12 protein-coding genes are annotated in these 25,642 nt (G+C 63.9%); 6 read left to right on the top strand and 6 right to left on the bottom strand.

Annotated features, from left to right (window positions below; all coding sequences use genetic code 11):
• A partial coding sequence (locus ACYQ00_RS20730) for a hypothetical protein (protein WP_460033956.1) occupies window positions 1-272 on the bottom strand: 272 nt, incomplete at its 3' end.
• Window positions 273-388: 116 nt separating this feature from the next.
• Window positions 389-1,855, bottom strand: coding sequence for a nucleoside hydrolase (locus ACYQ00_RS20725; RefSeq protein WP_460033955.1), 1,467 nt, complete (start codon window positions 1,853-1,855; stop codon window positions 389-391).
• Window positions 1,856-2,217: 362 nt separating this feature from the next.
• Here ACYQ00_RS20725 and ACYQ00_RS20720 point away from each other — a divergent pair, with 362 nt between their 5' ends.
• Window positions 2,218-7,887: an alpha-2-macroglobulin family protein gene (locus tag ACYQ00_RS20720; RefSeq protein ID WP_460033954.1), complete on the top strand. Its 5,670-nt coding sequence runs from the start codon at window positions 2,218-2,220 to the stop codon at window positions 7,885-7,887.
• A gap of 427 nt (window positions 7,888-8,314) precedes the next feature.
• Window positions 8,315-10,249 carry an alpha-amylase family glycosyl hydrolase gene (locus tag ACYQ00_RS20715; protein WP_460033953.1) on the top strand — a complete coding sequence of 645 codons (1,935 nt, stop codon included), beginning with the start codon at window positions 8,315-8,317 and terminating at the stop codon, window positions 10,247-10,249.
• 82 nt (window positions 10,250-10,331) lie between these two features.
• Here the strand turns inward: ACYQ00_RS20715 and ACYQ00_RS20710 are convergent, their stop codons facing one another.
• The 3 genes from ACYQ00_RS20710 to ACYQ00_RS20700 form a co-directional block, all read right to left on the bottom strand.
• Window positions 10,332-12,362, bottom strand: a complete 2,031-nt coding sequence (locus ACYQ00_RS20710) for an O-linked N-acetylglucosamine transferase, SPINDLY family protein (RefSeq protein WP_460033952.1) — start codon at window positions 12,360-12,362, stop codon at window positions 10,332-10,334.
• An 89-nt stretch (window positions 12,363-12,451) separates the two neighbouring features.
• Entirely contained in the window at window positions 12,452-19,327 is a 6,876-nt protein-coding gene (locus ACYQ00_RS20705; protein WP_460033951.1) for a beta strand repeat-containing protein, read from the bottom strand.
• A 508-nt stretch (window positions 19,328-19,835) separates the two neighbouring features.
• Window positions 19,836-20,135: a hypothetical protein gene (locus ACYQ00_RS20700; protein ID WP_460033950.1), complete on the bottom strand. Its 300-nt coding sequence runs from the start codon at window positions 20,133-20,135 to the stop codon at window positions 19,836-19,838.
• 78 nt (window positions 20,136-20,213) lie between these two features.
• Here ACYQ00_RS20700 and ACYQ00_RS20695 point away from each other — a divergent pair, with 78 nt between their 5' ends.
• The 3 genes from ACYQ00_RS20695 (at window position 20,214) to ACYQ00_RS20685 (ending at window position 23,261) form a co-directional block, all read left to right on the top strand.
• Window positions 20,214-21,398 (top strand): hypothetical protein, encoded by a 1,185-nt coding sequence (locus ACYQ00_RS20695; RefSeq protein ID WP_460033949.1) that lies wholly within the window; start codon window positions 20,214-20,216, stop codon window positions 21,396-21,398.
• Window positions 21,399-22,386: 988 nt separating this feature from the next.
• Window positions 22,387-23,019 carry an AAA family ATPase gene (locus tag ACYQ00_RS20690; protein WP_460033948.1) on the top strand — a complete coding sequence of 211 codons (633 nt, stop codon included), beginning with the start codon at window positions 22,387-22,389 and terminating at the stop codon, window positions 23,017-23,019.
• Entirely contained in the window at window positions 23,016-23,261 is a 246-nt protein-coding gene (locus ACYQ00_RS20685) for a hypothetical protein (RefSeq protein WP_460033947.1), read from the top strand. The genes ACYQ00_RS20690 and ACYQ00_RS20685 overlap by 4 nt, the downstream gene beginning before the upstream one ends.
• Window positions 23,262-23,535: 274 nt before the next feature.
• Here the strand turns inward: ACYQ00_RS20685 and ACYQ00_RS20680 are convergent, their stop codons facing one another.
• Window positions 23,536-24,459: an AraC family transcriptional regulator gene (locus ACYQ00_RS20680; protein ID WP_460033946.1), complete on the bottom strand. Its 924-nt coding sequence runs from the start codon at window positions 24,457-24,459 to the stop codon at window positions 23,536-23,538.
• A gap of 120 nt (window positions 24,460-24,579) precedes the next feature.
• Between ACYQ00_RS20680 and ACYQ00_RS20675 the strand changes: the two genes are divergently transcribed.
• Window positions 24,580-25,530, top strand: coding sequence for an SDR family oxidoreductase (locus ACYQ00_RS20675; RefSeq protein WP_460033945.1), 951 nt, complete (start codon window positions 24,580-24,582; stop codon window positions 25,528-25,530).
• Window positions 25,531-25,642 lie beyond the last annotated feature (112 nt).

The following is a 25,642-nucleotide window of genomic DNA, read 5'->3' as shown; positions in this document are numbered from 1 at the left end:
ATGGTCGTGCGACCGGTCTGCACCAGGGCCTTGGGCTGGGGCAGGCCCGCAATGGCTGGTTTGATGGGCGCAGCTGGCGTAGCAAGTAGACGCAGGTATTCGAATTCCTTTTCCAGCGTGACCAGGGCACGCCCCCGGGGCAGGAGCGCGGTGGGCATCTTGAGCGCAACAAGCTCGCCGCTGGCCTCATGCACAGCCCGGAGCACACGATGCTTGCGGCCAGTATGAATGATGCCGCACTGCGAATAACCCGGAATCTCGGGAGCGAGCATGGGCGTATTCTCCATCGCGCCGTCCCCCTCCCTGGCGACGGGCGTATATGCATGCCTGGCGGATTTCCCGGCCTGGACGGCTCGCCCCCGAACCCGTCTGCGATGCCGTGGGCCTGTCAGCCGGCGATTTCGCGGCCAAACCCGAGCGGGCGGCCTTGCTCCATTTCCCACTGCACGCCGTACGGGTCAAGCCAATAGAAGAAACTGATGTCCGTCAGGGCAAGATTTTCAGGCGGGCCATAGGCCGGCGAGGGGTTGATCATCCGCACGTCGGGCTGTTTCCTGAGGTGCTCAAACACCCCCAGGATATCCGCCACTTCCAGCGCAACATGACGCGGACCGCCAAGGTCGTTCGTGTTGTGGAAGGTAATCTCCTGGGATCCCTGGGGGGTATGGTAACGCATGAGCTCCAGGCAGAGCCCGGCCTGAGGGTGGCGCAGAAAACGTACGTCCACATCCACTTCGCCGTCCAGGAATCCGGCGTCCCTGGCAAAGGCCGGGGAGCAGTAATGCGGAAAATCAATGGCACCGTCGGCATTGCAGGCCATTTGAAAACCCAGGGTGCGGCCGTAAAACTCCGTGGCTTTGTCCAGATCATCCACCACGATGTTGATGTGGGAAAGGGCCAGGACTTGGGCGCTCATGGTAAACTCGCCCTTGAGCAGCTCCAGGAGATAGGGCTTGAAGCCCTGATTCACGTCCTGGAGATTCAGGGCCCGGCGGGCATTGCCCATGGAATCCGAGACGATCAGGCAGGGGATGTCCCGGGTATTGCCGCCCTGCCCCGGCTCCAGGATGCCCACGGGCAGTTCCTCCCCGGTAAAGAACTCGGGCGCCAGGAGGCAGCCGGAGGCCAGGGCGTCAAAGGGGTTGAAGCCGGGGCTGCCGTACAGTTCCCGCCATTCCCGGGCCCAGCGGTGCATGTGGGGGGCCAGGTAACGGCCGCTCTTGCCGGTCTGCTCCAGGGAGCGGGCATCCTCCCCGGTGAGCCAGACCTTGTGGCACAGGGAAAACGGCACAAAGGTGATGGGCACATTGCTGGCCAGGATGATCCGCCAGGCCTCGACATCCACATCAAAATTCAGGGCGCTGAACGGCTTGCGCTGCCGCGGGCCGACGATGAATTCCTCGCCGGGCATGCTGCGCGAGCCGGTCATGGCCACCAGACCCTGGATGCGGTCCACCAGTTCGGGATGGGAGGCAATGAGCACGGCCACGTTGGTGGCCGAACCGATGCTGACGATGGTCATGGGCGCCTGGCGCAGGGCGTCGGCCATGGCCCAGGAGGCATCGGATTCGGGCAGGTGGTCCTTGGTGATGGCCTGTTCCGCACCCATGTAGACCGGCAGTCCCTTGGGGCCGAATTGTTCCACCAGCTCGCAAGCGATTTTGTAGGCTTTTTTCGTCTCGGTATTGCCAAAGGTGGCGCTTATGCCGCGCAGGGTGACCAGAGGGCTGTTGAACAGCATGATCATCGCCAGGGCGTCATCGATGTCCCTGTATACACCAGGGAAATACTCAAGCCCGATGGAGACGTCGGTATCAACCCATACGGATGCGCAACTGGACGCGTCGGTTTGCATGCTCTCCCCCTGGCGGGCTGGTGTGAACAGGTGCACTCAGTATGATGTGGACGATATTTACCACGGTATCATGCCCCTGCCAGACGTCAAGGGAAGTTCCCCCATGCTGGAAAAAAACACCGGATTGCCATACGCCGGGAAAGGAACGGGCCTGGCGGGTCCGCGTGGGGAGGCAGGCCAGCTCATTGCGAAAGCAAAGATGAAATCAATATCCAGCGCCTGGGCAATTGACACATCAATATGGCAATTCCACGTCAGTGGCCCGGCATTTCGCAAACGGGCTTGTCCTGTTACAGACAAAGTCGTATCCCCTGCCTGGAATACGTATTTTTCTGCTTGTTTCCTATGCCCGGGAGCGCGCCATGGCCAGTCATGTGTCGGGGGAGCGGTATCGATCCACGGTGAAAAACATCCTGCTGGTGGTGTTGTCCGTGGTGGTGGTGGTGCAGGCGGTGTGGCTGTGGCGGCTGTCCGGCCAGGTGGTCTCGGACGCAGCCGCAAACGCCACCCTGGCCCAGGCGGCCGGGAATGCGACCAATTCCACCAATGCGACGGGCGCAGCCAACGCCAGCGAGCCGGTGGAGGTGGCCAACGTCTCCTGGGACAGGGAACACCAGAGATTCCTGCTCATCGCCTTTGACAAGCCCATCGGCCAGGACAAGATCGGCCCTGTCAGCGGGGTGTTGCCGGTCACGCTTTCGCCGGGCCGGGATGGACAATGGTTCTGGATCAGCCCTTACGTGCTGCGCTTTGAACCCAGCTGGGCCTTCGACCGCAACACCCTCTATACCATCCGCTTCAATACCGTGGCGTTGCTGCCGCCGGGCATGACACTGCAGGGCCCGGAGGCGCTCTCGTTTCACGTCAACCGCTTCACCGTGCGGGCCATGTCGATCAAGGAAGAGCGAGCCCCCGGCAACGCCAGCCAGGTCATGCTGGAAGGGCATCTGCAGCTTTCCGAGAGCGTACGGCCCGAAGCGCTGCTGGAAAAGTTCTCTCTTGCCGACGAGACAGGCGCCACCTATCCGATCAGCCTGCAGGAAAACCAGCGGACTTCCAGCTGGATTCCCTTCCTGGCGGGCCCGTTCCCGAAATCGAAGACCCCGATGCGCTACACCTTCACCCTGGCCCAGGGGTTGCGGCAGGAAAGCGGCACCCTGGAGCTGGAAGCGCCGTACCAGAAGGACGTGACCGTCCAGCTGGACCCCCACCTGGAGTACAAGTCGTACGATACCAGGGCGCAGTCCGGGCAATCCTCCATCATTCTGCACTTTTCCGCGCCGGTGGACATGGGCTCGGCCAGGGATTTCCTGGAGGTCACGCCAGCGGTGCCGTTTTCGGTGACCACCTGGGATAACATGCTGTTGTTGCATGGCAAGTTCGAGCCCGGCCAGTCGTATCACATTGTCATGGCCCAGGGGCTCCGGGGGCGGGACGGAAGCCTGCTGCCGCAGCTCCGTCTGGCCGATGTCCGGATGCCGGATCTCGGTCCGACCCTGGATTTTGAGGGCAAGGGGCTCTTTTTGTCCAAGGCTGGCTTCCGGACCCTGCGCCTCAAGTCCACGAACGTGGAGTCCGCCCGGCTTTCCGTGGATCGCGTCTACCCGAACAACCTGCACCTGCTCGTCTATAGCCTGTACTCACAGGAGCTGCTGGATACAGCCTTTGATGGGGCGCCAATTTCTTCCTATCTTGGCGATAAGTTGCAGGAAAAGCAGCTTGTTTTTCCCAAGGAGAAGAATGCCGAGCATATGACCACGCTGCCCCTGGACGAGCTCATTGCCCAGGGAGAGACCGGCCTGTTTCGCGTGGCCGTCGATAGCAATGAGGACTATGAACGCTATTACCATGGGCGCAGGACGTCGGCTCAGCGCTGGGTGCTCATGACCGATATCGGGCTGGTGGCCAAGAAAGGCGTGGACGAACTGCTGGTCAGCGCCGCTTCCCTGGACAGCCTCGCCCCCCTGGCCGGCGTCAAAATGACCCTGCTCAGTCATCAGAATCAGCCGCTGGCCTCGGGCGTGACCGATGCGGACGGCCTGTGGAAAGCCCCCCTGGACAAGACCAGGCTGGAAAAGCACCGCCCCTATCTGCTGGTAGCCGAAAAGGGGGAGGATTTTTCCTTCCTGCTCTTTGACCAGTTCCGCATCGACCAGACCGGGCAGGACGTGGGCGGGCAGGCCGTGGCCGGCGCCGGCTACACCGCCTATCTGTACGGGGAGCGCGACCTCTACCGCCCCGGCGAGACGGCCCACGGCGTGGTGCTGCTGCGCGACGACGACTTGAACGCCCCGCCGGCCATGCCCGTCAAGTTGCTGCACAAGAACCCCCGCGGCCAGGAGCTGACGGCCATGGTGACCAGCAGCGACGAGCGAGGCGTGGCGACGTTCGATATCGATATCCCGCCCTTCGCCCCCACGGGCAGGTATCTCGTCACCTGTCAGGTGGGGGGCAAGACCGTGGGCGAGTATTCCTATCAGGTGGAAGAGTTCCTGCCCGACCGCATCAAGGTCGAGGTCCAGCCGGATGAACGCGAACCTGTGCCGGGCGAGGATCTGGCCTTTGCCGTGGACGCCCGCTACCTCTTCGGCCCTCCGGCCAGCGCCCTGCCCGCGGAGGCCACGGTGCGGCTGCGGGCCGTGCCCTTCGTCGCCAAGGGCTATCCTGAGTACCGCTTCAACAATCCCGAGCTGCAGTTTGAGGAGCATGAAATCTTCCACCAGGAAGGCAAGTTGGATGACAACGGCCGCCTGGCCCTGCGCGCCAGCCTGCCGGCCGGGCTGCATCCGCCCTCCTTGCTGCAGGCGGAGATTTCCGCCCGGGTGCGGGAGTTCGGGGGCCGGGGCGTGGCGGCCATGGCCGTGCGCACCGTGCATGCCTACAGTCGCTATGTGGGGCTCAAGCAGCTCCCCCGTACCGGTGTGGAGCCGGGCGAGCCCATGATCTTTGATTTCGTCCTGGTGAACCCGGACGGCACGCCGACCAACTCGACCACCGCGCTCAAGGCCGTGATTGTGCGGGATCAGTGGCAGACCATCATGCGCCGCACGCCTTCGGGCAGCTTCCGCTACGAATCAGAGCGCCAGGGCATGCCCCTCGCCACCTTGGAAGTGGACGCCTCCTCGGGTCAGGGCAGCTTTGTCTGGACGCCGCCGCATTTCGGCAATTACCGGGTGGTGCTCACGGACGAAGCCGGCGGGGCCTCCACCCAGCTGTCGTTCTATGCCGGTGGCTGGGGCTATTCGCCCTGGGCCGTGCGTAACCCGGCGGCCCTGGAGCTGGTGCCGGACAAGGCGGAATACCAGCCCGGAGACATGGCCACCATCCAGATCCGCGCCCCCTTTGACGGCGAAGGCCGGCTGCTGGTGACCCTTGAACGCGGCCGGGTGCTGGACCTGCAAGTGCACGCCATGCAGGGCAACACGGCCACGGTGTCCTTCCCCGTCACGGAAGCGTACAGCCCCAATGTGTATGTGGGGGCGATTCTGGTGCGCAAGGCCAGCGATACCGAACCCGGCATGGTGGCCCGCGCCGCAGGATGGACGCCCCTGAACGTGAGCCGCGAGACCAACCGTCCGGCCATCACCCTGACCACGCCCGAGATCACGCGGCCGCAACAGGGCCTGACTGTCGAGGCCGTGACCGATCCCTTTGCCGTGGTCACCCTGGCGGTGGTGGATGAAGGCATCCTCCAGCTGATCAACCAGAAAACGCCGGCCCCCTTTGAGCATTTCTATGCCAAACGGGCCTTGGAGCTTGATTCCTACGACACCTTCGCCATGCTCCTGCCGGAAATCGACCCCACCGAGGGCCGCTCCCCGGCCGGGGGCGACAATGGCCACGAAGGCCACTATGTGCGCTCGGAATCCCTGCGGCGGGTCAAGCCGGTGCGGTTCTGGTCCGGCCCGCTGGTGGCCGATGCCCAGGGCAAGGTGACCTGGAACATTGATGTGCCCATGTTCAACGGCGCGTTGCGGGTCATGGCCGTGGCCGCCAATGGCAAGCGGTTCGGCTCGACCGAGGCCTTCATCAAGGTTCGCGAGCCGGTCATCGTCTCGGGCACTTTCCCCCGCTTCCTCTCCTTTAATGAGACAGTCCAGATTCCGGTCACCGTGCGCAACGACGTGGACCAGGACGCCGAATTCGAAGTGGCCCTGCACCTGGATGGCCCGGCCCGCCTGGAGCCCGGGCCGGAGCAGGCCCGCCAGATCGTGACCGTGCCCCAGGGCCGCGAAGGGCTGGTGTACTTCACCCTGCGCACCGGCGAGGCCGAAGGCCTGCTCTCCGCCACGGCCACGGCCACCACGCAAAATGGCACGCAGGTTGTTTCCGGGCGCGACGCTGCCGAGTTTGGCGTGCGCTCCCCGCTGCCGCCAATCCGGGTGGCCCAGACCGGTGGGTTGAGCCGGGCTCAGGCAGGCTCCCTGGTCATCCCACCGCCGGCCGGCAGGGAGTTCGTCAACGGCACCACGGTGCGCGAGGTGCACGTAAGCCGCCTGCCCATGCTGCGCCATGCCCCCGCCCTGAAGTATCTGCTCGGATATCCGTATGGCTGCGTGGAACAGACCACCTCCAAGGCCTTCCCGCTGCTGTACTTTGGCGATCTGGCCGCCGCGCTGGAGCCGGATCTGTTCCAGGCCCGCAACGCCCGGGCCATGGTGCAACAGGGCATCGACCGGATAGCGACCATGCAGACTGAGGACGGCGGCTTTGCCATGTGGCCCGAAGGGCAAAGCACCTGGCCCTGGGGCACGCTCCGCGCCACGCACTTCCTGGTGGAGGCGCGCGCGGCGGGCTACACGGTCCACGAATCGATGCTGAACAACGCCCTGAATTACCTGGCCCGAGGGCTCAAGGAACGGTCCAGCGACTTCACCCACAAAGCCATGGCCTACGCCGCCTTCATCCTGGCCAAGGCCGGCAAGGCGGACAAGGGATCCATGGATTACCTGATGGGAACCGGGTACTTCGAGTATGAATCCGAAGGCGCCTCCCTGCTGGCCGCCGCCTATGCGCTCACCGGGGACCGGCAGACCCTGGAAAAACTGATGAAAAACCAGTGGGAAGATGCATTTTACGACCGCCACACCGGCGGCGAGCTGGATTCCAGCATCGGCAACCTGGCCCTGCGTCTGCTGGTGCTGCAGGAAGCCCTTCCCGGCGACAGCCGCGTGGCCGGGCTGGTGCAGCTGCTGTTGCAGCACATGGAACGAGCCCGGTACATGAACACCCAGGAAAGCTGCTTCGCCTTCCTGGCCCTGGGGGCATTCTTCCATGCCCAACAGTCCGGCGAACCGGCGTCCGGAGCCCTGTATCTGGGTCGGGAGAAGATTGCCACCTTCAGCGACCAGCAACCGCTGTCCCTGGCTGGCGACAAGGCCATCCGCAGCGACCTGCCCCTTACCCTCGCTCTCGATCCGGGCCCCACGCCCAAGGGCAACGGCACGGCGTTCTTTTATACCGTCATCACGCGTGGCACGCCGGTTCCGGCCTCGCACACCCCCCTGGCCAAGGGGCTGGAGGTCCGGCGCGAATTCCTGAGCCGCAGCGGCGAGCCCGTGGCCATGCATGGCCTCACCCAGGGGGATGTGGTTGTCATGCACACCGCGTTGCGGGGATGGTCGGATGTGGAAAACGTGGTCGTCAACAACCTGCTGCCCGCCGGGCTGGAGGTGGAAAATCCGCGTCTGGCCAGCTCGGAACGCCTGTCCTGGGTGGAAAAGGCCGCCCCCGCGGCCTACCAGGATATCCGGGATGACCGCATCGTCACCGTCCTGGATATGCAATATGATGAATGGGTCCACTCGTATTCAGTGCTGCGGGCCGTGACGCCGGGTGAATTCCTGGCCCCGCCCGTGCAGGCCGAGGCCATGTACGATCCCGAGATCCAGGCTCTGGGCGTGCTCTCCACGGTCACGGTCCTGCCGGCCGGAGAGGCTAACGCCACGGCGCCGCCGCCGGACGAGGCGCCTTCCCCGCCAGCCCCCGACAATGCCACGGCGGTTTCCCCTGCGCCAGATGAGGCGGGATGAGGCTGCGCGGGCCGGGCAATAATCTGCCGCGGAGAGGCTGCGCGCCCGACAGGGGAGGGCCTCCGGGGGGAACATCTCCCCCGCGGCTGGCACACCTGGAAGGGGACGCGGACGCAACCACATGAATTGCCTTGCAGGCCCCTTGCCCTCAGCTGAGGGCAAGGGGCTTTTCCACTTCCGCGCGTGCAGCATGCCGCATGGTGTTTCTGCCTCCATGTGCTGGCTTATGCCGCGATGACATTTATTCAGGCTTCATGTATTTACAAAAAGCACAATATCAGAAATTTGCCTTTTCTGAATCAGTTGTACACGTTGCACCCAGCAGCACTGGCTGCCCGCATCGCGAGACCACCTTGCGCATGTTCTCCTGGCGAAGGCCCCGCGCCTCCGCTTTTCATTGCCTCACGCCACACCAGAGGAATTGAACATGTCCATTGAACAGAGATTATCGGAAATCAACTGGAGTCAGCTCACCACCGGGCGCACCTACCACCCTTCCCCCGCTTCCTGGGATGACGAAATCCTCTACTTCCTGTTGCTGGATCGATTCTCCGACGGCAAGGAATACGGCGGCTTCAAGGACGCCGCCGGGACGCCTGTTGCGGGACCGGCCGGCGGGCGCTCCACGCCCCTGTTCAACCGCGCCACCCATGCCGGAACCGCCGCCTGGAATGACTGGTTCAGCGCCGGGCAACGTTGGTGCGGCGGCACCCTGGCCGGCCTCAAAGACAAACTGGGCTACCTGCAACGCCTGGGCGTCACGGCAGTCTGGCTCAGTCCCGTGTTCCGGCAAGTCACGGACAGTCAGGACTACCATGGCTACGGCATCCAGAACTTCCTGGACGTGGACCCCCATTTCGGCACCCGGGAGGAGCTCAGGGAACTGGTGGAGGGCGCCCACGCCCAGGGCCTGCGCGTCATTCTTGACATCATTTTCAACCATGCCGGCGATGTGTTCGCCTACCCCCACAACGCAGCCTATCAGTATTGCCACGGGCAACAGTTTCCCGTGCAGGGCTTCCGCTCGGCTGCGGGAGATCCGGGCTCGCTCCCCTTCGGGCCGGTGGATCTGGCCGCGCACCCCAAGGCCTGGCCCGGGCAGGCGGTGTGGCCGGCTGAATTCCAGATCCAGGAGGCCTGGACCCGGCACGGCGCCATCCAGAACTGGGACAGCTTCCCGCAATATCTCGACGGTGACTTCTGCTCCCTGAAGGACCTGCACCATGGGGACGGGCTCCGGGATGCAGGGCTGGAGTGGGATCTGCTCCGCCGTATCCAGGCATTCCGCCTTGCGCCAACCCTGGTGCATCTGGCCGAGGTCTTCAAATTCTGGATTGCCTATGCCGATGTGGATGGGTTCCGCGTGGATACGGTCAAACACCTCGAACCCGGAGCCATGCGTTATTTTGCCAATGTGCTCAACGAGTTCACCAAAAGCCTGGGCAAGGAGAACTTCTACCTCATCGGCGAGGTGACCGGCGGCAGGGAGCGGGCCGTGAACATGGTCAACTATGCCGGGCTCAACGCCGCACTGGGCATTGATGACATTCAGGACAAACTGGAATACCTGGCCAAAGGCTGGCGCAATCCCGGCAATCCCACGACACCCGAACAGGAAGGATACTTTGACCTGTTCCGCAACAGTCTGGACGAAGGCAAGGCAACGCACCAGTGGTTTGGCCGGCATGTGGTGACCATGTTTGACGATCATGATCAGGTGGTCGCCGCCCGCAAATACCGCTTTTGCGGCGAACATCCGGACAGCGAAGCCTGCCTGGACGTGGCGCTGGCCATAAACCTGACCTCCATGGGCATCCCCTGCATCTATTATGGCACGGAGCAGGCCTTCAACGGCGCCGATCCCCGGGCCGGTCAAGACCACGACTACGGCGACGTCTTTTTGCGCGAGTGCATGTTCGGCGGGCCGTTTGGTTCGTTCCAAAGCACCAATGCGCACTTCTTCGACGAACAGTCACCGCATTATCAGCGTATTGCCGAACTGTGCGCCCTGCGCAGGCAGCATCTTGCGCTGCGGCGGGGGCGGCAGTATCTCCGCGAGCTGTCCGAAGATGGGGTTTCGTTCTTTTATCCGGAAATGGTGGCCGGGGCGCTGCGATTCGTCGTTGCCTGGTCGCGCCTGTTCAACAATGAAGAACTGCTGTGCGCCGTCAATACCGACGTTACCGCCTCCAAAACCGTCTGGGCCACGGTGGATGCCCACCTGCACCATCCCGGCAGCAGCATGCATTGCCTGTATTCAACCAATCCAGCGCAAGTCGGCAGCGCGGCCACGGTGGCCGCCCGCAACGGCTCGGCCATCTCCATCACCGTCCCGCCGGGCGGGTTCGTCTTGTACCGGTAGGCGCCCTAAAATAACCGGGCGGGGGATATTGCAAGATATCCCCCGCCCGCAACATCATGGATGGCTGCGAAACTCCGGCATGCTAAGGGAAGCGTTGCGGATCGGCCACCAGTCGGCTGTCATGAGCCAGGGGGCGGTATTGATGCCGCCGGGCCAGCTGCTGCGTCCACCAGTCATGGTAGTCCGGGAGGCATTGGATTTCGATGTCTTCGTGGTTCACCTGACTGCCCACTTCCAGGTAGGCGTCCAGGTTGGCGAGATCCGGCCGGGGCAAGGCGCCCTGGGCATAGTCCTGCCACATGCCGGCGTAGAGATCCTCCAGGGAGCGGACCAGGCCGGGCATGTCGAAGAGCGTGCAGCCCCCGCGCCCTGCCCGCAGGGTTTCGCGGATGGGCGCCAGTGAGGCCGGGTCCTGGCCATAGGCGATGGCCCGCTGGACGTATTCCTCGGCCGACTCGCAGACCATTTCCGGCAGGCCCGCGGCCCGCACCAGGCTGCCGCAGACGCGGGAGGCAAAGGAACGGCCGCTGAAGGTGAGCACGGGCACGCCCATCCACAGGGCGTCGGAGGCCGTGGTATGTGCGCCGTAGGGCGTGGTATCCAGGAAGAGATCCGCCAGCTCATAGCGCACGAGGTGGGCGGGGTTGGGGACTTTTTCCGCAAACACCAATCGTTCCGGGGCAATGCCGCGCTGGGCGGCGTACTCCTGGAGGCGCTTGTTGGTGGTTTCCGCGCCGCTGAGCAGCCAGAGCACGCTGCCGGGCACGCTGGCCAGAATCTGCAGCCAGCGGTCCACGGTAAAGCGGTTCAGCTTGTGCGTACCGTTGAAGCAGCAGTAGACCATGCCTTCTTCCGGCAGGCCCAGCTCGGCGCGGCCGGGCCGGGTGGGGGCCAGGGTCCGGTTGCGGTTGCTGGGCTGGTAGCAGGGCAGGCGCAGGATTTTTTCAGAGTAGTATATTTCGTGCGATTCCGGGATGATCCAATCATCCGCAATGAGGTAGTGATGGTACGGGCTGGCCATGGTGCCGGGGTAGCCTAGCCAGTTGACGATGATGGGCGCAGGGCGGCGGGCCACGAGCTTCAGGCGGGCGTCGCGGGTGTAGCCGTTGAGATCCACCAGGATGTGAATGCCATCCTCGACCATGCGGCGGGCGGCAGCGGCATCGTCCATCTGGTTGATGGGCACCCAGTGATCGACCGTGGACCGGAAGTGCGCCTGCAGGGGATCATCGGCAAGAATCCCACAGTAATAGGCAAAGACCTCGACCTTGGACCGATCATGCAGGCCGAGGACTTCAGCCATCAGATAACCCACGGCGTGCTCGCGCAGGTCTGACGACAGGTAGCCGATGCGCAGGGGGCCGCCAGCGTCCGCTTGCAGGCGCTCCTGGGCCTTGGGCCAGGCGGTGATCAGCTCTTCGGGCTGGCCGACGTCCTGCTTGTTGTACCGGTCGCTCAGGGCCAGCTGGAAGAGCGGGTCATCCGTGTAGGCTGCAGCGGACAGGGGGGACATGCCCTCCACCAGCACCCCGCGGGAAACGCGTTCCGAGGGCAGCAGCACCGGCCATTCGCACTGGCGCTGCCGCAGGGCCACCAGATGCTGAATGACCTCGCGCTGCTGGCAATCCAGCTCCAGGCTTTCGCGCAGCATGGTTTCCGCGGGCTCATCCTGATTGGCGGCCTCCAGGGTGCGGGCGGTCTGGTTCAGGGCCGTGGTTTTGTGGTGAATGGCCGTGCCATTGATGGCGGCCATCCTGGTCAGGGCTGCGGACCACTGCACCACGGCCAGGGCCACCTTGCCCAGGCGCTCATGCACCCGGCCGAGGTTGATGTATGCCGGGATGAATTCCGGGTTCAGCGCGATGGCGCGTTCCAGCACTTCCTGGGCCGGGCCGAGCTTGCCGGCGTCGGAAAGGACGACGGAATAATTGAAGAGCACCGCGTAAAGCAAGGGGTCGTTCGGGTTACGGCCAATCCAGGCCGCGTAGGCCGCCTCCACAGATGCCGCCTGCCCGCTTTGCTTCAGGACCTCCGTTGTCTTGATAAGATCCGGCACACTGAGTGTGCCCACCATCGACTGAATCACCGCGGGAGACAGGATGTCATTGCCCATGTCGCATTGTCCTCATGCACGTCACCGGGGACTGTGTCGGTTGATCATTCGACTGTTGTAGCCTCCGCACCATGGTCATATGGTTGCCATCAGGTCAACGCAATGGTCAGGGCGGCCAGTTGTTCCGGTGTCATACTGGCAATCTGCGTGGCTGTAAACGCATCCAGCTGCGTGGCGTTCAGGGATTCAATGGCCGTGGGGGTCAGATATGCGATGGTGGTGGTGGTCAGCCCGGCGATGGTGGTGGTGGTCAGCCCGTCAAGTTGCACCGGGGAGAGCGAGGCGATTTGCGTTTCGGTCATGGAGCCAAGCTGCGTCACGGTGAGGGCGCCAATCTGCGTGGAGGAGAGGGCCTCAAGCTGCGTGGGGGCCAGGCCCTGCAGGGTGGTGCCGGTCAGGTTGGAAACCTGCGTGGCGCTCAGGGCCGCAATCTGGGTGGTGGAGAGCGCGGCGGTCTGCTCGGATGTCAGCGCCCGCAACTGCATGCGCACCAGCCCGTTGATCTGCGTGGTGGTCAGGGCCTCGATCTGCGTGGTGGTCATGGAACTGATGGCCGAGGTGGACAGGGCCCCGATCTGCGTGGAGGAGAGGCCGGCAATCTGCGTGGTGGTCAGGCCGGCCAGCTGCGAGCCGGTCAGGCCGGCCAGGCCGGTGGTGGACATGCCGCCGAGCTGGGTGGAGGTCAGGGCGTCCAGCTGGGTTTCCGAGAGGGCTTCCACCTGTGCACCGGTCAGGCCCCTGATGCCCGTGGGGGTCAACATGCCGATCTGCGTGGTAGTGAGGCTGTGCAGCTGCGTGGCAGTCAGGCCGGAAATGCCCGTGGCCGAGAGGCTTTGGAACTGCTCTTCCGTGAGCGCATCCAGCTGGGTGGTGGTCAGCCCGGAGACGGCGTTGGACGAGAGGGCCGCCAGCTCCGAGGACGAGAGGGCCGCCAGCTGGGTGGTGGAAAGGCTGGCGATCTGCCCGCCGGTAAAGCCTCGAATGCCCGTGGCCGAGAGGGCCGCGATCTGCGTGGTGCTCAAGGCCTCCAGCTGCGTGGTCGTGAGGGCCGCCACCTGGGAGGAGGTCATGCCGCCAAGTTCCGTGGAGGTCAGGGCCTGCAGCTGAGTGGTGGACAACGAGGCGATGACCGAGGTGCTCAGGGCGGCCATGCCCGCGGCGGAGAGGGCCGCCAGCTGCGTGGTGGAGAAGGCGTCGAAGGTTTCCGCGGTCAGGCCGGCCAGGGTGGTGGTGGAAAGAGCCTTGATTTGCGAGGTGCTCAGGGCGGCCAGCTGGGTTTCGGTCAGGGCTTCAATCTGCGTGGCGTTGAGCCCGGCAACACCCGTGGCCGAGAGGGCCGCCACCTGGGCGCTTGAGAGCGCGGCCAGCTGGGTCACACTCAAAGAATCCACGCCTGTGGCCGAGAGGCCGGCAATCTGCGCGGTGGAAAGTGAACTCAACTGGGTGGTGGAGAGGGCGGCCATCTGCGTGGTGGCCAGCCCGCCCAGCTGGGTCGGCGTCAGGTTTGCCAGCTGCCTGGAGCTCAGGGCCGCCATCTGCGCCGCGGTGAGCGCGCCGGCCTGGGTGGACGTCAGGCCGGCCAGCTGGGTGGTGGTCAGGCTGGCAATGCGCGTGGCATCCAGCTGGTGAATCTGGGTGGTGGTCAGGGCGCCAAGCTCCGTGGCGGTGAGAGCCGCGAATTGCGTGGAGGAAAGGGCGGCCAGCTGGGTGGCCGTCAGCCCCTTCACGGCTGTGGTGGTCAGGGCCGCTATCTGCGTGGAAGAGAGCGCGCCAAGCTGGGTGGTGGAGAGGCTCGCCAGCTGGGTGGACGTCAACCCGCCGATCTCGGCCGTGGTCAGCGTACCGACCTGCGTGGGCGTCAGGGCCGCCAGCTGCGTGGAGGAGAGGGCGCCAATCTGGGTGGCCGTCAGGGCCGTCAGTTGCGTAGTGGTCAGGGCCGCCAGTTGCGAGGGCGTCAACCCCTGCACGGCCGAGGTGCTCAGGGCGGCAATCTGCCGCGCCGAGAGGGCGGCCAGCTGAGTGTCGGCCATGGCCGCAACCTGCGTGGACGTCAGGGAACCCATGCCCGCGGTGGTCAGGGCGGCGATTTGCGTGGCGTTCAGCCCCTGCAGGCTGGTGGCCGTCAGACCGGTGACCGCGTCGGTGGAGAGCGCGCCAAGCTGGGTGGTGGAGAGCGCGGCGATTTGCGTGGACGTCAGGGCTGCCGCCTGGGTGCTCTTGAGCGCGCCCAGCTCGGTGGCCGTCAGGGCGGTCATCTGCGTGCTGCTCAGGGCGGCCAGCTGGGTGGAAGAGAGCGCGCCAAACTGGGTGGCGTTCAGGCCGGCAATCTGCTGGGTGCTCAGAGCGGCAATGGCCGTGGCCGTCAGCCCGCCAATGGCCTGGGCGCTCAAGGAAGCCAGCTGGGTGGCCGTGAGGGCGGCCAGCTGCGACGTGCCCAGGGCCGCGGCCTGGGTGGAGGTCAACCCGGCCAGGGTGCTGGACTGCAAGGCGCCAAGCTGGGTGGACGAAAGGGCCTGCAGCTGCGTCGGGGTCAGGTAGCCAAGTTGCGTGGACGAAAGGGCCTTGAGCTGCGTGGAACTCAGCCGGGCAAGCTGGGTTTCGGTCAGCATTTCGAGCTGTTCATCATTCAGGGCGGCCAGTTCCGTGGCTGTCAGGGCAGCCACCTGGGACGTGGAGAGCGCGGCCACCTGGCTGGTGGTCAGGCCGGCGATGGCCGTGGCCGAGAGGGCGGCAATCTGACTGGTGGTCAGGGCGGCCAGCTGGGTCAGCGAGAGGGCGGCAATCTGCGTGCTGCCCAGGCCGGCAATGGCCGTGGTGGTCAGGGCGGCCAGCTGGGTTTCATCCAGGCCGGCAATCTGTGTGGTGGTCAGGCCGCCCAGTTGGGCCGCCTTCAGGGCGTTCAACTGCGAGCTGGAAAGGGCGGCCAGCTGGCCTTCGGTCAGGCCCGCAACGGCCGTGGCCGAGAGAGCCGTCAGCTGGGTCTGGCTCAGGGAGGCCACCTGCGTGGCCGTGAGCATGGAGACCTGCGTGGAGGTCAGCCCGGCCAGGGCGGTGGAGGTCAGCGCGGCCAGCTGGGCCGTGGAGAGCGCGGCCAGTTGCACGCCCGAGAGCGTGGCCAGGGCCGTGCTGCCCAGCCCCCTGAGCTGCGAGGGAGAAAGGGCCGCAATCTGCGCCGGGCTCAGTCCTTCCAGGGAGCTGGCCGGAATGGCGGCAATCTGCGAGGAGCTCAGGGCGGCCAGTTCCGTGGCTGTCAATTCGCTTACGTCGGTGCTGTTCAGGCCCTGAATCTGGCTGGACGTGAGGGCGGCCAGCTGGGTGGAGGTCAGGCTGGCCATTTGCGTGGAGGTCAGGGCGCTGACGCCATCACTGCTCAGGCCGCGGATCTGCGTCGCGCTGAGCACAGCCAGCTGGGCGGCGGTCAGGGCATCCACGGCGGTGGAGTTCAGCGCGCTGAGCTGGGAAGAGGTCATGCGGGCGATCTGCGTGGTGGCCAGGCTGGCCAGCTGCGTATCATTCAGGGCATTAAGCTGGGTGGAATTCAGGACGGAGATTTGCGTGACCGCCAGGGCGGCCAGCTGCTCCGTGCTCAGAGCGGCCACCTGGGTGGAGGTCAGCCCGGCAACGGCCGAGGTGCTCAGGGAGGCAATCTGCGTCGGGGTCAGCACGGCCAGCTGTGTTTCATTCAGCACCGCCAGGGCCTCCCCGCTCAGCCCGCGAAGCTGCGTGGCGCTCAGCCCGGCCAGCTGCGTGGCGCTCAGTCCTTCCATTGCGCTGGCAGGAATGGCGGCCAGCTGCGTGGAAGAGAGGGTCGCCAGTTCCGTGGCCGTCATTTCGCTCACATCGGTGCTGGTCAGGCCCTTGAGCTGCCCGGTGGTGAGGGCGGCCAGCTGCGTGGTGGTCAGCGTGGCCATTTGGGTGGAGGTGAGCGCACTCACACTGCCACTGCTCAGGCTCCGGATGCGCGCTGCCGTGAGCGTGGCGAGCTGGTCCGCGGTGAGGGAATCCACAGCCTCGGCATTCAGGGCGCCAATCTGCGTTCCTGACAGCCGGGCAATCTGCGTGGTGGTCATGCTGGCCAGCTGCGTATCGTTCAGGGCGTTCACCTGATACGTGCGCAGGGCGGAAATCTGTGTGGTGGCCAGGGCAGCCACCTGCGCCGGGGAAAGCGCACCCATCTGGGTGGTGTTCAGCCCGGTGATGGCCGTGGTGCTCAGGGCAGCCACCTGCGCCGGGGAGAGGGCGGCCAGCTGCGTGTCTTCCAGCGCCGCGACGGCAGCACTGCCCAGGCCCATGAGCTGCAGGGCGGTCAGGCTGGCCAGCTGGTCTTCCCGCAGGCCTTTGATAGCCGCGGGAGTCAGCGCGGCCAGCTGCGTGGAGGCCAGCACGGCCAGTTCCGTCACGCTTAATTCGCTCACATCCTCGCTGGTCAGACTACGCAGCTGGGTGGTGGTCAGGGCAGCCAGCTGGGTGGTGGTCAGGGTGGCCATCTGGGTGGAGGTGAACGCGCTGATGCCGCTGCCGCTCAGGCCACGAATCTGGGCCGCGGTGAGCACGGCCAGTTGCTCTGCGGAAAGCGAATCCACCGCCGTGGCGGAAAGGGCGCCAAGCTGCGTGGCCGCAAGCCGGGCCACTTGGCTGGTGCTGAGGGCTGCCAGCTGTTCGCCGGTCAGGCCTTTGATCTGCGTCTGGGTCAGGCGGGCAATCTGGCTGGTGGTGAAGGCCTGCAACTGCTCGGCGCTGAGCATGGCGACCTGGCTGGAGGAAAGCCCGGACAAGGCCGTGTTGGTCAGAATGGCAATCTGACTGGGCGTGAGGGCTGCCAGCTGGGTATCCACCATGACGGCCATGGCCACGTTGCTGAGCCCCTGCACCTGGGTGGTGCTCAGGGCGGCCAGCTGTTCTTCCGTCATGCCCTTGATGGCCGTGGCGGAAAGGGCGGCGATCTGGGTCGACGCCAGGGCGGCCAGGCTGGTCAGTGTGAGTTCGCTCAGGTCCGTGGCTGTCAGACTCCGGAGCTGGGTTGCCGACAGGGCGGCCAGCTGGGACGCGCTCAGCCAGCTGAATTGTTCCATGCTCAGCTGGCTGAGCGCCGTACCACTCAACCCCCGGAGCTGGGACGTGGACAGGGAGGCAAGCTGCGTTGCATTCAGGGCTTCGATGGCCGTCATGGACAACCCGGCCAGCTGCGTGGAGGTCAGCGAGCTGAATTGCTCCTGACTCAGCACCGCCACCTGATCCCCGGTCAGCCCCTTGAGCTGCGCCGCGCTGAATACGGCCAGCTGCCGGGTTGAAAGGGCCTGAATCTGCGTATCGGCAAGGGAAGAGAACTGGCTGGCAGTCAGCCCGCGCAGGGCCGTGGTGGTCAGGGCGGCCAACTGCGTGGTGCTCAGGGCGGCCAGCTGCGTTTCGGCAAGGGCGCTCAGCATGGAACTGCTCAAGGCGCCAATCTGGGCTTCCGTCAAGGAGGCGATATGCTCTTCACTGAGCCCTTTCACGGCAGCCGGGGTCAGGGAAGCCAGCTGGGTGGGGGACAGGGCCGCCAGCTCCGTGACCGAAAGCTCGCTCACATCCGTGCTGTTCAGACGCGCCAGCTGCGTGGTGGTGAGGGAGGCGATCTGTTCCGTGCTCAGGGCGTTGAACTGCTCCATGCTCAGGGTGCTGATTGCCGTCCCGCTCAGGCCGCGGAGCTGGGTGGTGGTGAGGGAGGCAAGCTGCTCCGTGCTCAGGGCGGCGATGGCGGTCATGCTCAGGGCCCCGAGCTGCGTGGAAGACATGGCCGCCAGCAGGGTGGTGGTCAGGCCGGGGATCTGATCCTGCGTCAGGCCCCGCAGCTGCGTGACGGCCAAGGCCCTAAGCTGGGTTTCCGAAAGCTGGGACAACTGCGTTTGCGAGAGCGAACCCAGGTTGGCGGCAGACAGGCCGGCCAGGGAGGTGGGGGTCAGGGCCGCCAGCTGCTCGGCACTCAGCACGGCCAGCTGCGTGCTGGTGAGGGCACCAAGACTTGTGGCCGGCAGGCCCTGCAGCTGGGTGGTGCTCAACGCGGCGATCTGCTCTTCGCTCAGGCCTCTGATGGCCGCAGCAGACAAGGCTCCCAACTGCGTGGCAGACAGGGCCGCCAGGGAGGTCAGGGTCAGTTCATTGATATCCGTGGCGTTCAGGCTCCTGCATTGCGTGCTGGACAACACGGCCAGTTGCTCGCTGGAAAGCGCGGCGAACTGATCCATGGTCAGGGCGCTAAACCAGACTCCACCCAGACTCTTCAGCTGCGTGGTGGACAGGGACGCAAGCTGGGTGGTGGACAGGGTCTGGATGTTCGTCGCGGTCAACGCAGCAAGCTGCGTCCCCGAGAGGCCGGCAAGCTGGGTTTCGGTAAGCGTTTCGATCTGCGTATCCCGCAGGACCTTCATCTGCGCGGCAGACAGGCCGGACAACTGTTCCGCACTCAGCGTGGCCAGCTGCGATGTGCTCATCGCCCAGACGGCCAGCCCGGTGAGCTGGGTTGAGGTAAGGCTGGCGAGTTGCGTTTCGCTCAGCCAGCCAACCTGCGTGGCCGTCAATCCTCCCAGCTGGGAGGCGCTAAGGCCGCTCATTTGCGTGGTGGTCAGGGCAGCCAGCTGGGTTTCGGTGAGTTGGGAAATCTGCGCCTTGGTCAGTTCGCCGATATCCGTGCTGGAAAGCCCGGCCAGCTGCGTGGTAGTCAGGGAGGCGATTTCCTCGGCGGTGAACGCGGCCACCTGGCTTTTGGAGAAGGCGGAAAACTGATCGGCACTGAAATAGGCGAGCTGATCCACGGTAAACGAGCGTACCTGCGCCACGGTCAGCGCGGCCATCTGGGTGGTGCTCAGGGCTTCGACCTGTTCTTCCAACAAGGCCCCGAATTCCGTGGCGCGCACGCTTCTGAGCGCTACCGTGGACATTTCCGAGATCGCTTCGGGGGTGTAGGAAAGAATGGAAGTGATGGCCATGGATCGGGCTCCGTGTGGTTCAGGTGAGTCCTTGCGCAGCGAAGGGTGTTCCCTTCTGCCTTGCGCGTCCTCGGCGGCTGCGGGTGCCGGCAGGGGCCGGCCGGCTTTTCACTCGGGGCTGCCACCGCATCGCCTGCCCGGGGTCTGTCCCGGTAGGAAAGAAGCTCCCAGTCTCCAGGCATGAAGCAATCTTCAGTCCATTCTGACTCTTCCCCAAAAATCAATGCGTTAACTATCTTTACAAGCGCTTAACTGAAAATCTTGCCTAGTCGGCCGCCGTGATGCCCAGCACGCACACGGCAAGACGCGCCCGCGGGATTCGGTTCCTGCAGGCGCGTCTTGTGACGATAATTTTGGGCGTGGTGCGCAGTTGCCGGCAGGCTGGTCCTGAGGCGGACCGAATCCAATGCGGAAAAAATAAGCTGCAACAACTTTTTGTTATTCTAAATAGGTACCCAGTTGCGCAAGTTTTTGCGCACTTACTCAAACACTCATTTGCGAAATATCCCTACCCCGCGCCGCCGCCCTCCCCTTCTTCCTGCCCCACTGGCTCGACCCGGTCCTCTTGCGCAAGGGCACGCTGTTGCTCGGCCTCAAATTCGGCGTACGTGGAACTGCCCCGGAACCCCTGCCCGCAGGCCAGCTGAATGATCAGCTCGCTGACCGTGGCGCTCAGGTTGAACCGCGTAAGTGCGTGCGTGCGTAAATACTTCAGTGCGCACTGTGCTTCAGGCGTCAGCCGAACACTCTGCGGCTTGTCCGTCTTCAGTGACGCCGGGAGCGCCTTGCGTCCACACTTGTGCTTCATTTTTGTAGCGATTTTTTTCGTTGATGACGGCGACGTCTCTGCGTAGTATGGAGTTCCAAACCCATGCGAGGATCGTCCATGTCTGGCCAGCAGTCCAAGCCTATCCGCGAAGTCGAGGTCTTGCAACCGGAGGCGCCGGGGTCCGGGGCTGCGCCCACAGTCCTGGAGCCGGATCTGGTGGATGATCCCATCAGCATCGAAATTGCCCGCCTGGAGCAAGCCCACGGCCGGCTGGTGCCCGAACATGTGGTGCGCACGGCCCGCCGGCTGGGCATCCACCACCTAGCCCTTTGGGAAGACGGCCTCAGGCAAGCCCAGGCCCCCGCGCTGATGCAGGCCCCGCTCGAAGAATCCCTGGCCAGGCAGGGCAAGGCCGCCCGCCAGGCCATCCTGCCCCGCGGCAAGGGGCCGGTGGAAATCGAGCAATGCAACCTGCTCGCTCCCATGCCCACGGACCTTTGCCGCACCCGGCCATTTTATCCCATGAGCAAGGAGGAAATGGCCGACCGCAAGCTGCTGCGCAACGAGCTGATCCACAAGTCCAGCTTTGGCACCCTGACCTACACCGGCCCCAAGCTCTCCACCTACGAGGAAGATGTGCTCCTGGCCTTGCTGGCCCTCATGGACCTGGGCCGCCGGGCCTCCGAAAAGGAAGGCCTCCCCGCGCACACCACCTACCGGTATGCCGGCCCTGCCCTGCCCCTCTTCAAGATGATGGGCGTGAAGAAACCCAGCCGCGCGGACTACAAAAGCCTCAAGGAACGCCTGAAGCTCCTCAAACTGGCCGTGCTGGAGCTGACCACCAAGAAGGGGAAGTGGTCCCTCAGTTCCATCATCCTGCACGCCGCCGGGGAAAGCGAAAAGGAAGACGCCGACGCCGAATGCGCCAAGTACCTGGACATCGTGCTGGACCCGTATTTCCTGGAAATGACCAAGGCCAACAACTTCTCCTTCATCAACCTGCAGGAGAGGTTCCGGGTCAAGGGGGCCTTGACGCGCGCGCTGCTCACCTACCTGCAGTCCCATACGGACATGACCTACCAGGGCAACTTCCTGACCCTGACCGCCCTGCTCCAGATGCCCCTGGAAAAAGGGGAAAAATACCTCCGCAAACAACTGCAGCACGCCATCAAGGAAGGCCGGGAGGAAGGACTCTTTACCGATGACAGCGGCTTCTCCCGCAAACGCGGCTCGGCCCTGGTGAAGATTGTCCACGTCCGCGCACCGTCCCGCAAGAGCGCCAAAGCCGCCCTGTCTGGCTGAAGACGCCGCCTGGGCGGAAATGGTTCGGTATTTACAGGTCCTTCGTGGAGTAACACACCAAAATTATTTCAAAATGTTCCTACACATCCTTGATTCGGGTTTTAGTGGTCCTTGAAAACTTAATAGCCTAAAATAATGAAACAAAATGTCATGAATCCGCCGGCCGCCAAGACGACGTCGATCGATCTGGCAGCAAAAAAATACCCGCGTCCGGCCACGCTCCAGCCCTCCTGGAGGGGCTCCACAAAAAGCTCAAGCGTTACTTTAAGTATAACAAGCTGATTTCATTCAATTCGGGATTTAGTGGTCCTTGGCAAAATAATCCTTCGAAATGATGTTAGAATCATGCTTTTTGGCCGCTCGCTTCGGGGTTTAATGGTCCTTCGCGAGGTAACCAGCTTGAATTTCGCAACAAAATGCATTTTGCCCGCCCAGAAGCCGCATTCGGGGTTTACTGGCCCCTGGGTTCGGGGTTTAGTGGTCCCTGACGGGTGCGTATCTATATTAAGAAACAGTCATAGACAGTCATAAGAAGAAAAACAGCCCCGCTCCACCCTCCCCTGCTGCCGTGATTGCTACACGGCAGTGGAAACGGCCCCCCTGCACCAGGAAGAAAGAAGAGGACGGAATCCAAGAAGGGGCAGGCTTCGCCTGCTGGAGCACCGGCCCTGCGGGCCTTTACTGGTGGCTTCGCCCCCAGCCCCCCATTTTTGGCGCAAAAATGGCCTGTGCCGCAAAAAGCCTTCATAGAGGCAACGTAGGATCATTTTCTAGACTTCGTCTAATCCTGGGCCATTTCTGTGCGAATGGCGGGCATCCCACAGTCTGCCGCGTCTCAGAGAAGTCGTGCCCCAGCTCACAGCATGCGCTCCCCCTCGCCCGTACCAGCAAGAATTGCATGCGCCGACGCTGCGTGCAGGCTGTTGACAAGAGTGCAGCTGTGATTCATTAGTTACTCACTTACTCACCACATTGAGGAGTTGCTGACGTGAAAACCCTCGTCATTGCGTCCCAGAAAGGCGGCGTGGGCAAAACCACTCTGGCCGGGCATCTGGCCGTGGCGGCCGAGCTGGCCGGGCATGGTCCCGTGGCCCTGGTAGATACGGACCCGCAAGCCAGCCTCTCGGCCTGGTGGAAAGAGCGCAGTGCCGAAACGCCCCTCCTGGCGGACTGTCGTCCGGAGGCGTTGGCAGAGCATCTGGAGCGGCTGGACACCGCCGGTGCCGCCCTGGCCATTGTGGACACGCCGCCGGCCATTTCGGGCCTCATCTCCCGGGTGATTGCCTGCGCGGATCTGGTGCTCATCCCTACCCGCCCGTCGCCGCATGACCTGCGGGCCATTGGCGCCACAGTGGATCTGGTGGAAAGTGCCGGCAAGCGTCTGGTCTTTGCCATCAACGGCGCCGCCTATCGCGCCCGGCTCACGCACCAGACCTCGAGCGCGTTGTCCCAGCATGGCACCGTGGCGCCGGTCATCATCCACCAGCGGCAGGACTTTGCGGCTTCCATGATTGATGGCCGCACCGTGCAGGAGACCGATCCGGCAAGCAAGAGTGCTGAAGAGATTGCGCAATTATTTACGTACGTACTCAAGCAACTGGGCAAGGGTAAAAAGAAATGAGCAAAAAAATTCAATCGTTGGAAGGGCTGGTGCAAACCAAGAATCCGCCCAAAGTCGTTGCTGCCCCCGCCAACTCCGCCCTCCCCGTGCCCGAGGCCTCGGCCGGCCGGCTCTATCAGCTTTCGGTCAAGGTGCCGGACAGCATTTACACCCAGCTCAAAATCGCTGGCGTCAAACTGCGGCGGACCAATCAGGATATTCTGGTCGAAGCCTTGCAAGACTGGCTGGCACGCAACGGCTAGTGTCATGTCCACGAAATAAGGTGAGAAGAATGTTATCGGATTTCGTGGAGGCTCATCAGTCAACATGCAGGGGAGGCAGCCAAGGCTGTAGTTGAGTAATTGAGTAAGCGCGTATGGGCGCACTGCATTGCGCGCCTACGTCGTTATATGGTGCTTTTCCATACCGTGCTCCTGGAGTCCGCGTAAATGCAAGAAACATGAAATACTTATTTGAGTGTGTACTTGTTTGCGTAAATAAGTGCACACTCAAATAAGTTAAATTTAATCTGTTTATTCAACATATTGAACGGCGCTCGCTGCGGCCATACTCCCGCGGCGTGCGACCCATGACCCGCTTGAAGGCCAGACTGAACGCACTTTCCGAGGCGTACCCCAGGGACTCGGCAATAACGGCCACGGGCTCCTCGGCTTGTGCCAGCCGGTCGCCAGCCAGGAGCATCCGCCAGCGTGTCAGATATTCCATGGGCGCAAGGCCCACCATGGCCTTGAACTTCAGGGCAAACGTGGAGCGGGACATGCCGGCCACCGTTGCCAGTTTCTGCACGGTCCAGGGCAAGGCAGGGGACTGGTGCATGGACGCAATGGCCGTCCCAAGCTGCCGGTCCGCGAGGGCAAACAGCCAGCCGGTCCGGTCAGCTCCCTGTTCAGCCATATGCAGCCGCAGGGCCTGAATAAGCATCATGTGTGCCAGGTGCTGGGCCACCAGCAGACAACCGGGGCGTTGCTCGCGAAGCTCCAGCATCATCCGTTCCACAGCCCAGCGCAACGCGGCTTGATCCGACTGCTGCCGAATGTGCACAATGGGCGGAAGCATTCGCAGCAACAGTCCGGTATGGTCGCCTTGTACGGCAAAGCGGCTGCCCACCAGAAAAAAGTCCCCGCCCCCATTGTGGACCACCACGCCGCCCGCCCGCGCCGGGGGGAACACGTCGCCGGCCTCCACCGCCGGCACGGTCTGGCCGCTGCCGAGCCAGAAAGGCCGCCCGCCCGGCAGCACAAAGCAATCCCCGCCCCGCAGGAGCACGGGATCGGGAACACTCTCCACCGTCAGCCAGCATTGCCCGGTGACCACCGCGTAGCACTTGATATGCCCATGTTGCGGGCCGAACCGAATGGCCCACTCGCCGCCGGCATCAAAGCCAGCCGAGACAGAACTGCGAGGCTTGAGCAGAGACAGGACGTCTGACAGTGGATCCATATTCGGTGACTCCATTGGGACGATCTCGACAAAAGTATGGATTTTTCCGCATGGATCATACGGCTAGGCTCGACTACACGCAATGGGACGCACGCATCATTGCTTCAGGAGGGTTGAGCCATGCAGAGGAAGGGTAACAGGATTTTTCTTACCGGCGCCACCGGATTTGTGGGGGCCGCTGTGGCGCGGGAGCTGCAGCAGGCCGGCTATCAGATCTGCGGGCTGGCCCGGACGGAGGAAGCGGCTGAGGTCCTGGCCGGCAGGGGAATGGAAACGCACCGGGGCAGCCTGGATGATCTGGACAGTCTGCGCCGTGGGGCAGCCAAGGCAGACGCGGTAATACACACCGCATTTGTGCATGATTTTTCGAGGTTCAAGGAAAATTGCGAGCTGGACCGCCGGGCACTCGAGGCGTTGGGACGGGAACTGGCCGGAACCGGCCGGCCATTGCTGATTACTTCGGCCATCGGCATTCTTCCGCAAGGACATCTGGCCACAGAAGAGACTCTCCCGCAAGCCGGTCTCACGGGGGTGCCCCGCGCCGCCACGGAAGCAGCCGCGGCCGCAGTGGCCGAACTGGGCGCTCGCGTGGCCGTGATCCGGTTGCCAGCATCCGTGCATGGGGCCGGGGATCGCGGTTTCGTCCCCATGCTGATCCGAATTGCCAGGGAAAAGGGCGTATCCGTCTGCATTGGCGAGGGCTTGAACCGTTGGCCGGCGGTGCATTGCCTGGATGCGGCCAGGCTGTACCGGCTCGTGCTGGAACAGAGGGACTGGGCAGTGACCGGGGAGCAGGGGAGGGTGGCCCGCTTCCACGCTGTGGCCGAGGCAGGAGTGCCGTTCCGGTCGATAGCCGCGGCAATTGGCCGCGGCCTGGACCTTCCGTGCAGCAGTGTGCCCCCTGAGCAGGCAGCGGAGCATTTCGGCTGGCTCGCACACTTTGCCGCCATGGATATGCCAGCCTCAAGCCAGGGCACGCGGGAGGCGCTGGGCTGGGCCCCGCACCATCCGGGCCTGCTCACGGATCTTGCGGTAGAGGGGGTGCCGGGCTACTTTGGATCGGAAAGGTAATCAGCACCATGGCGCGCTGCCCGGAGATTGCGCCACCCGGAAGCGGGTGCAACTGACTCCGCGGCCTGTCTGAGAGCAGCACACTGCATGCCCCGTTCTTGACGTATCACAC

This window comes from Megalodesulfovibrio paquesii, assembly GCF_054653055.1.
This window is presented reverse-complemented; position numbering and strand designations above follow the sequence as displayed.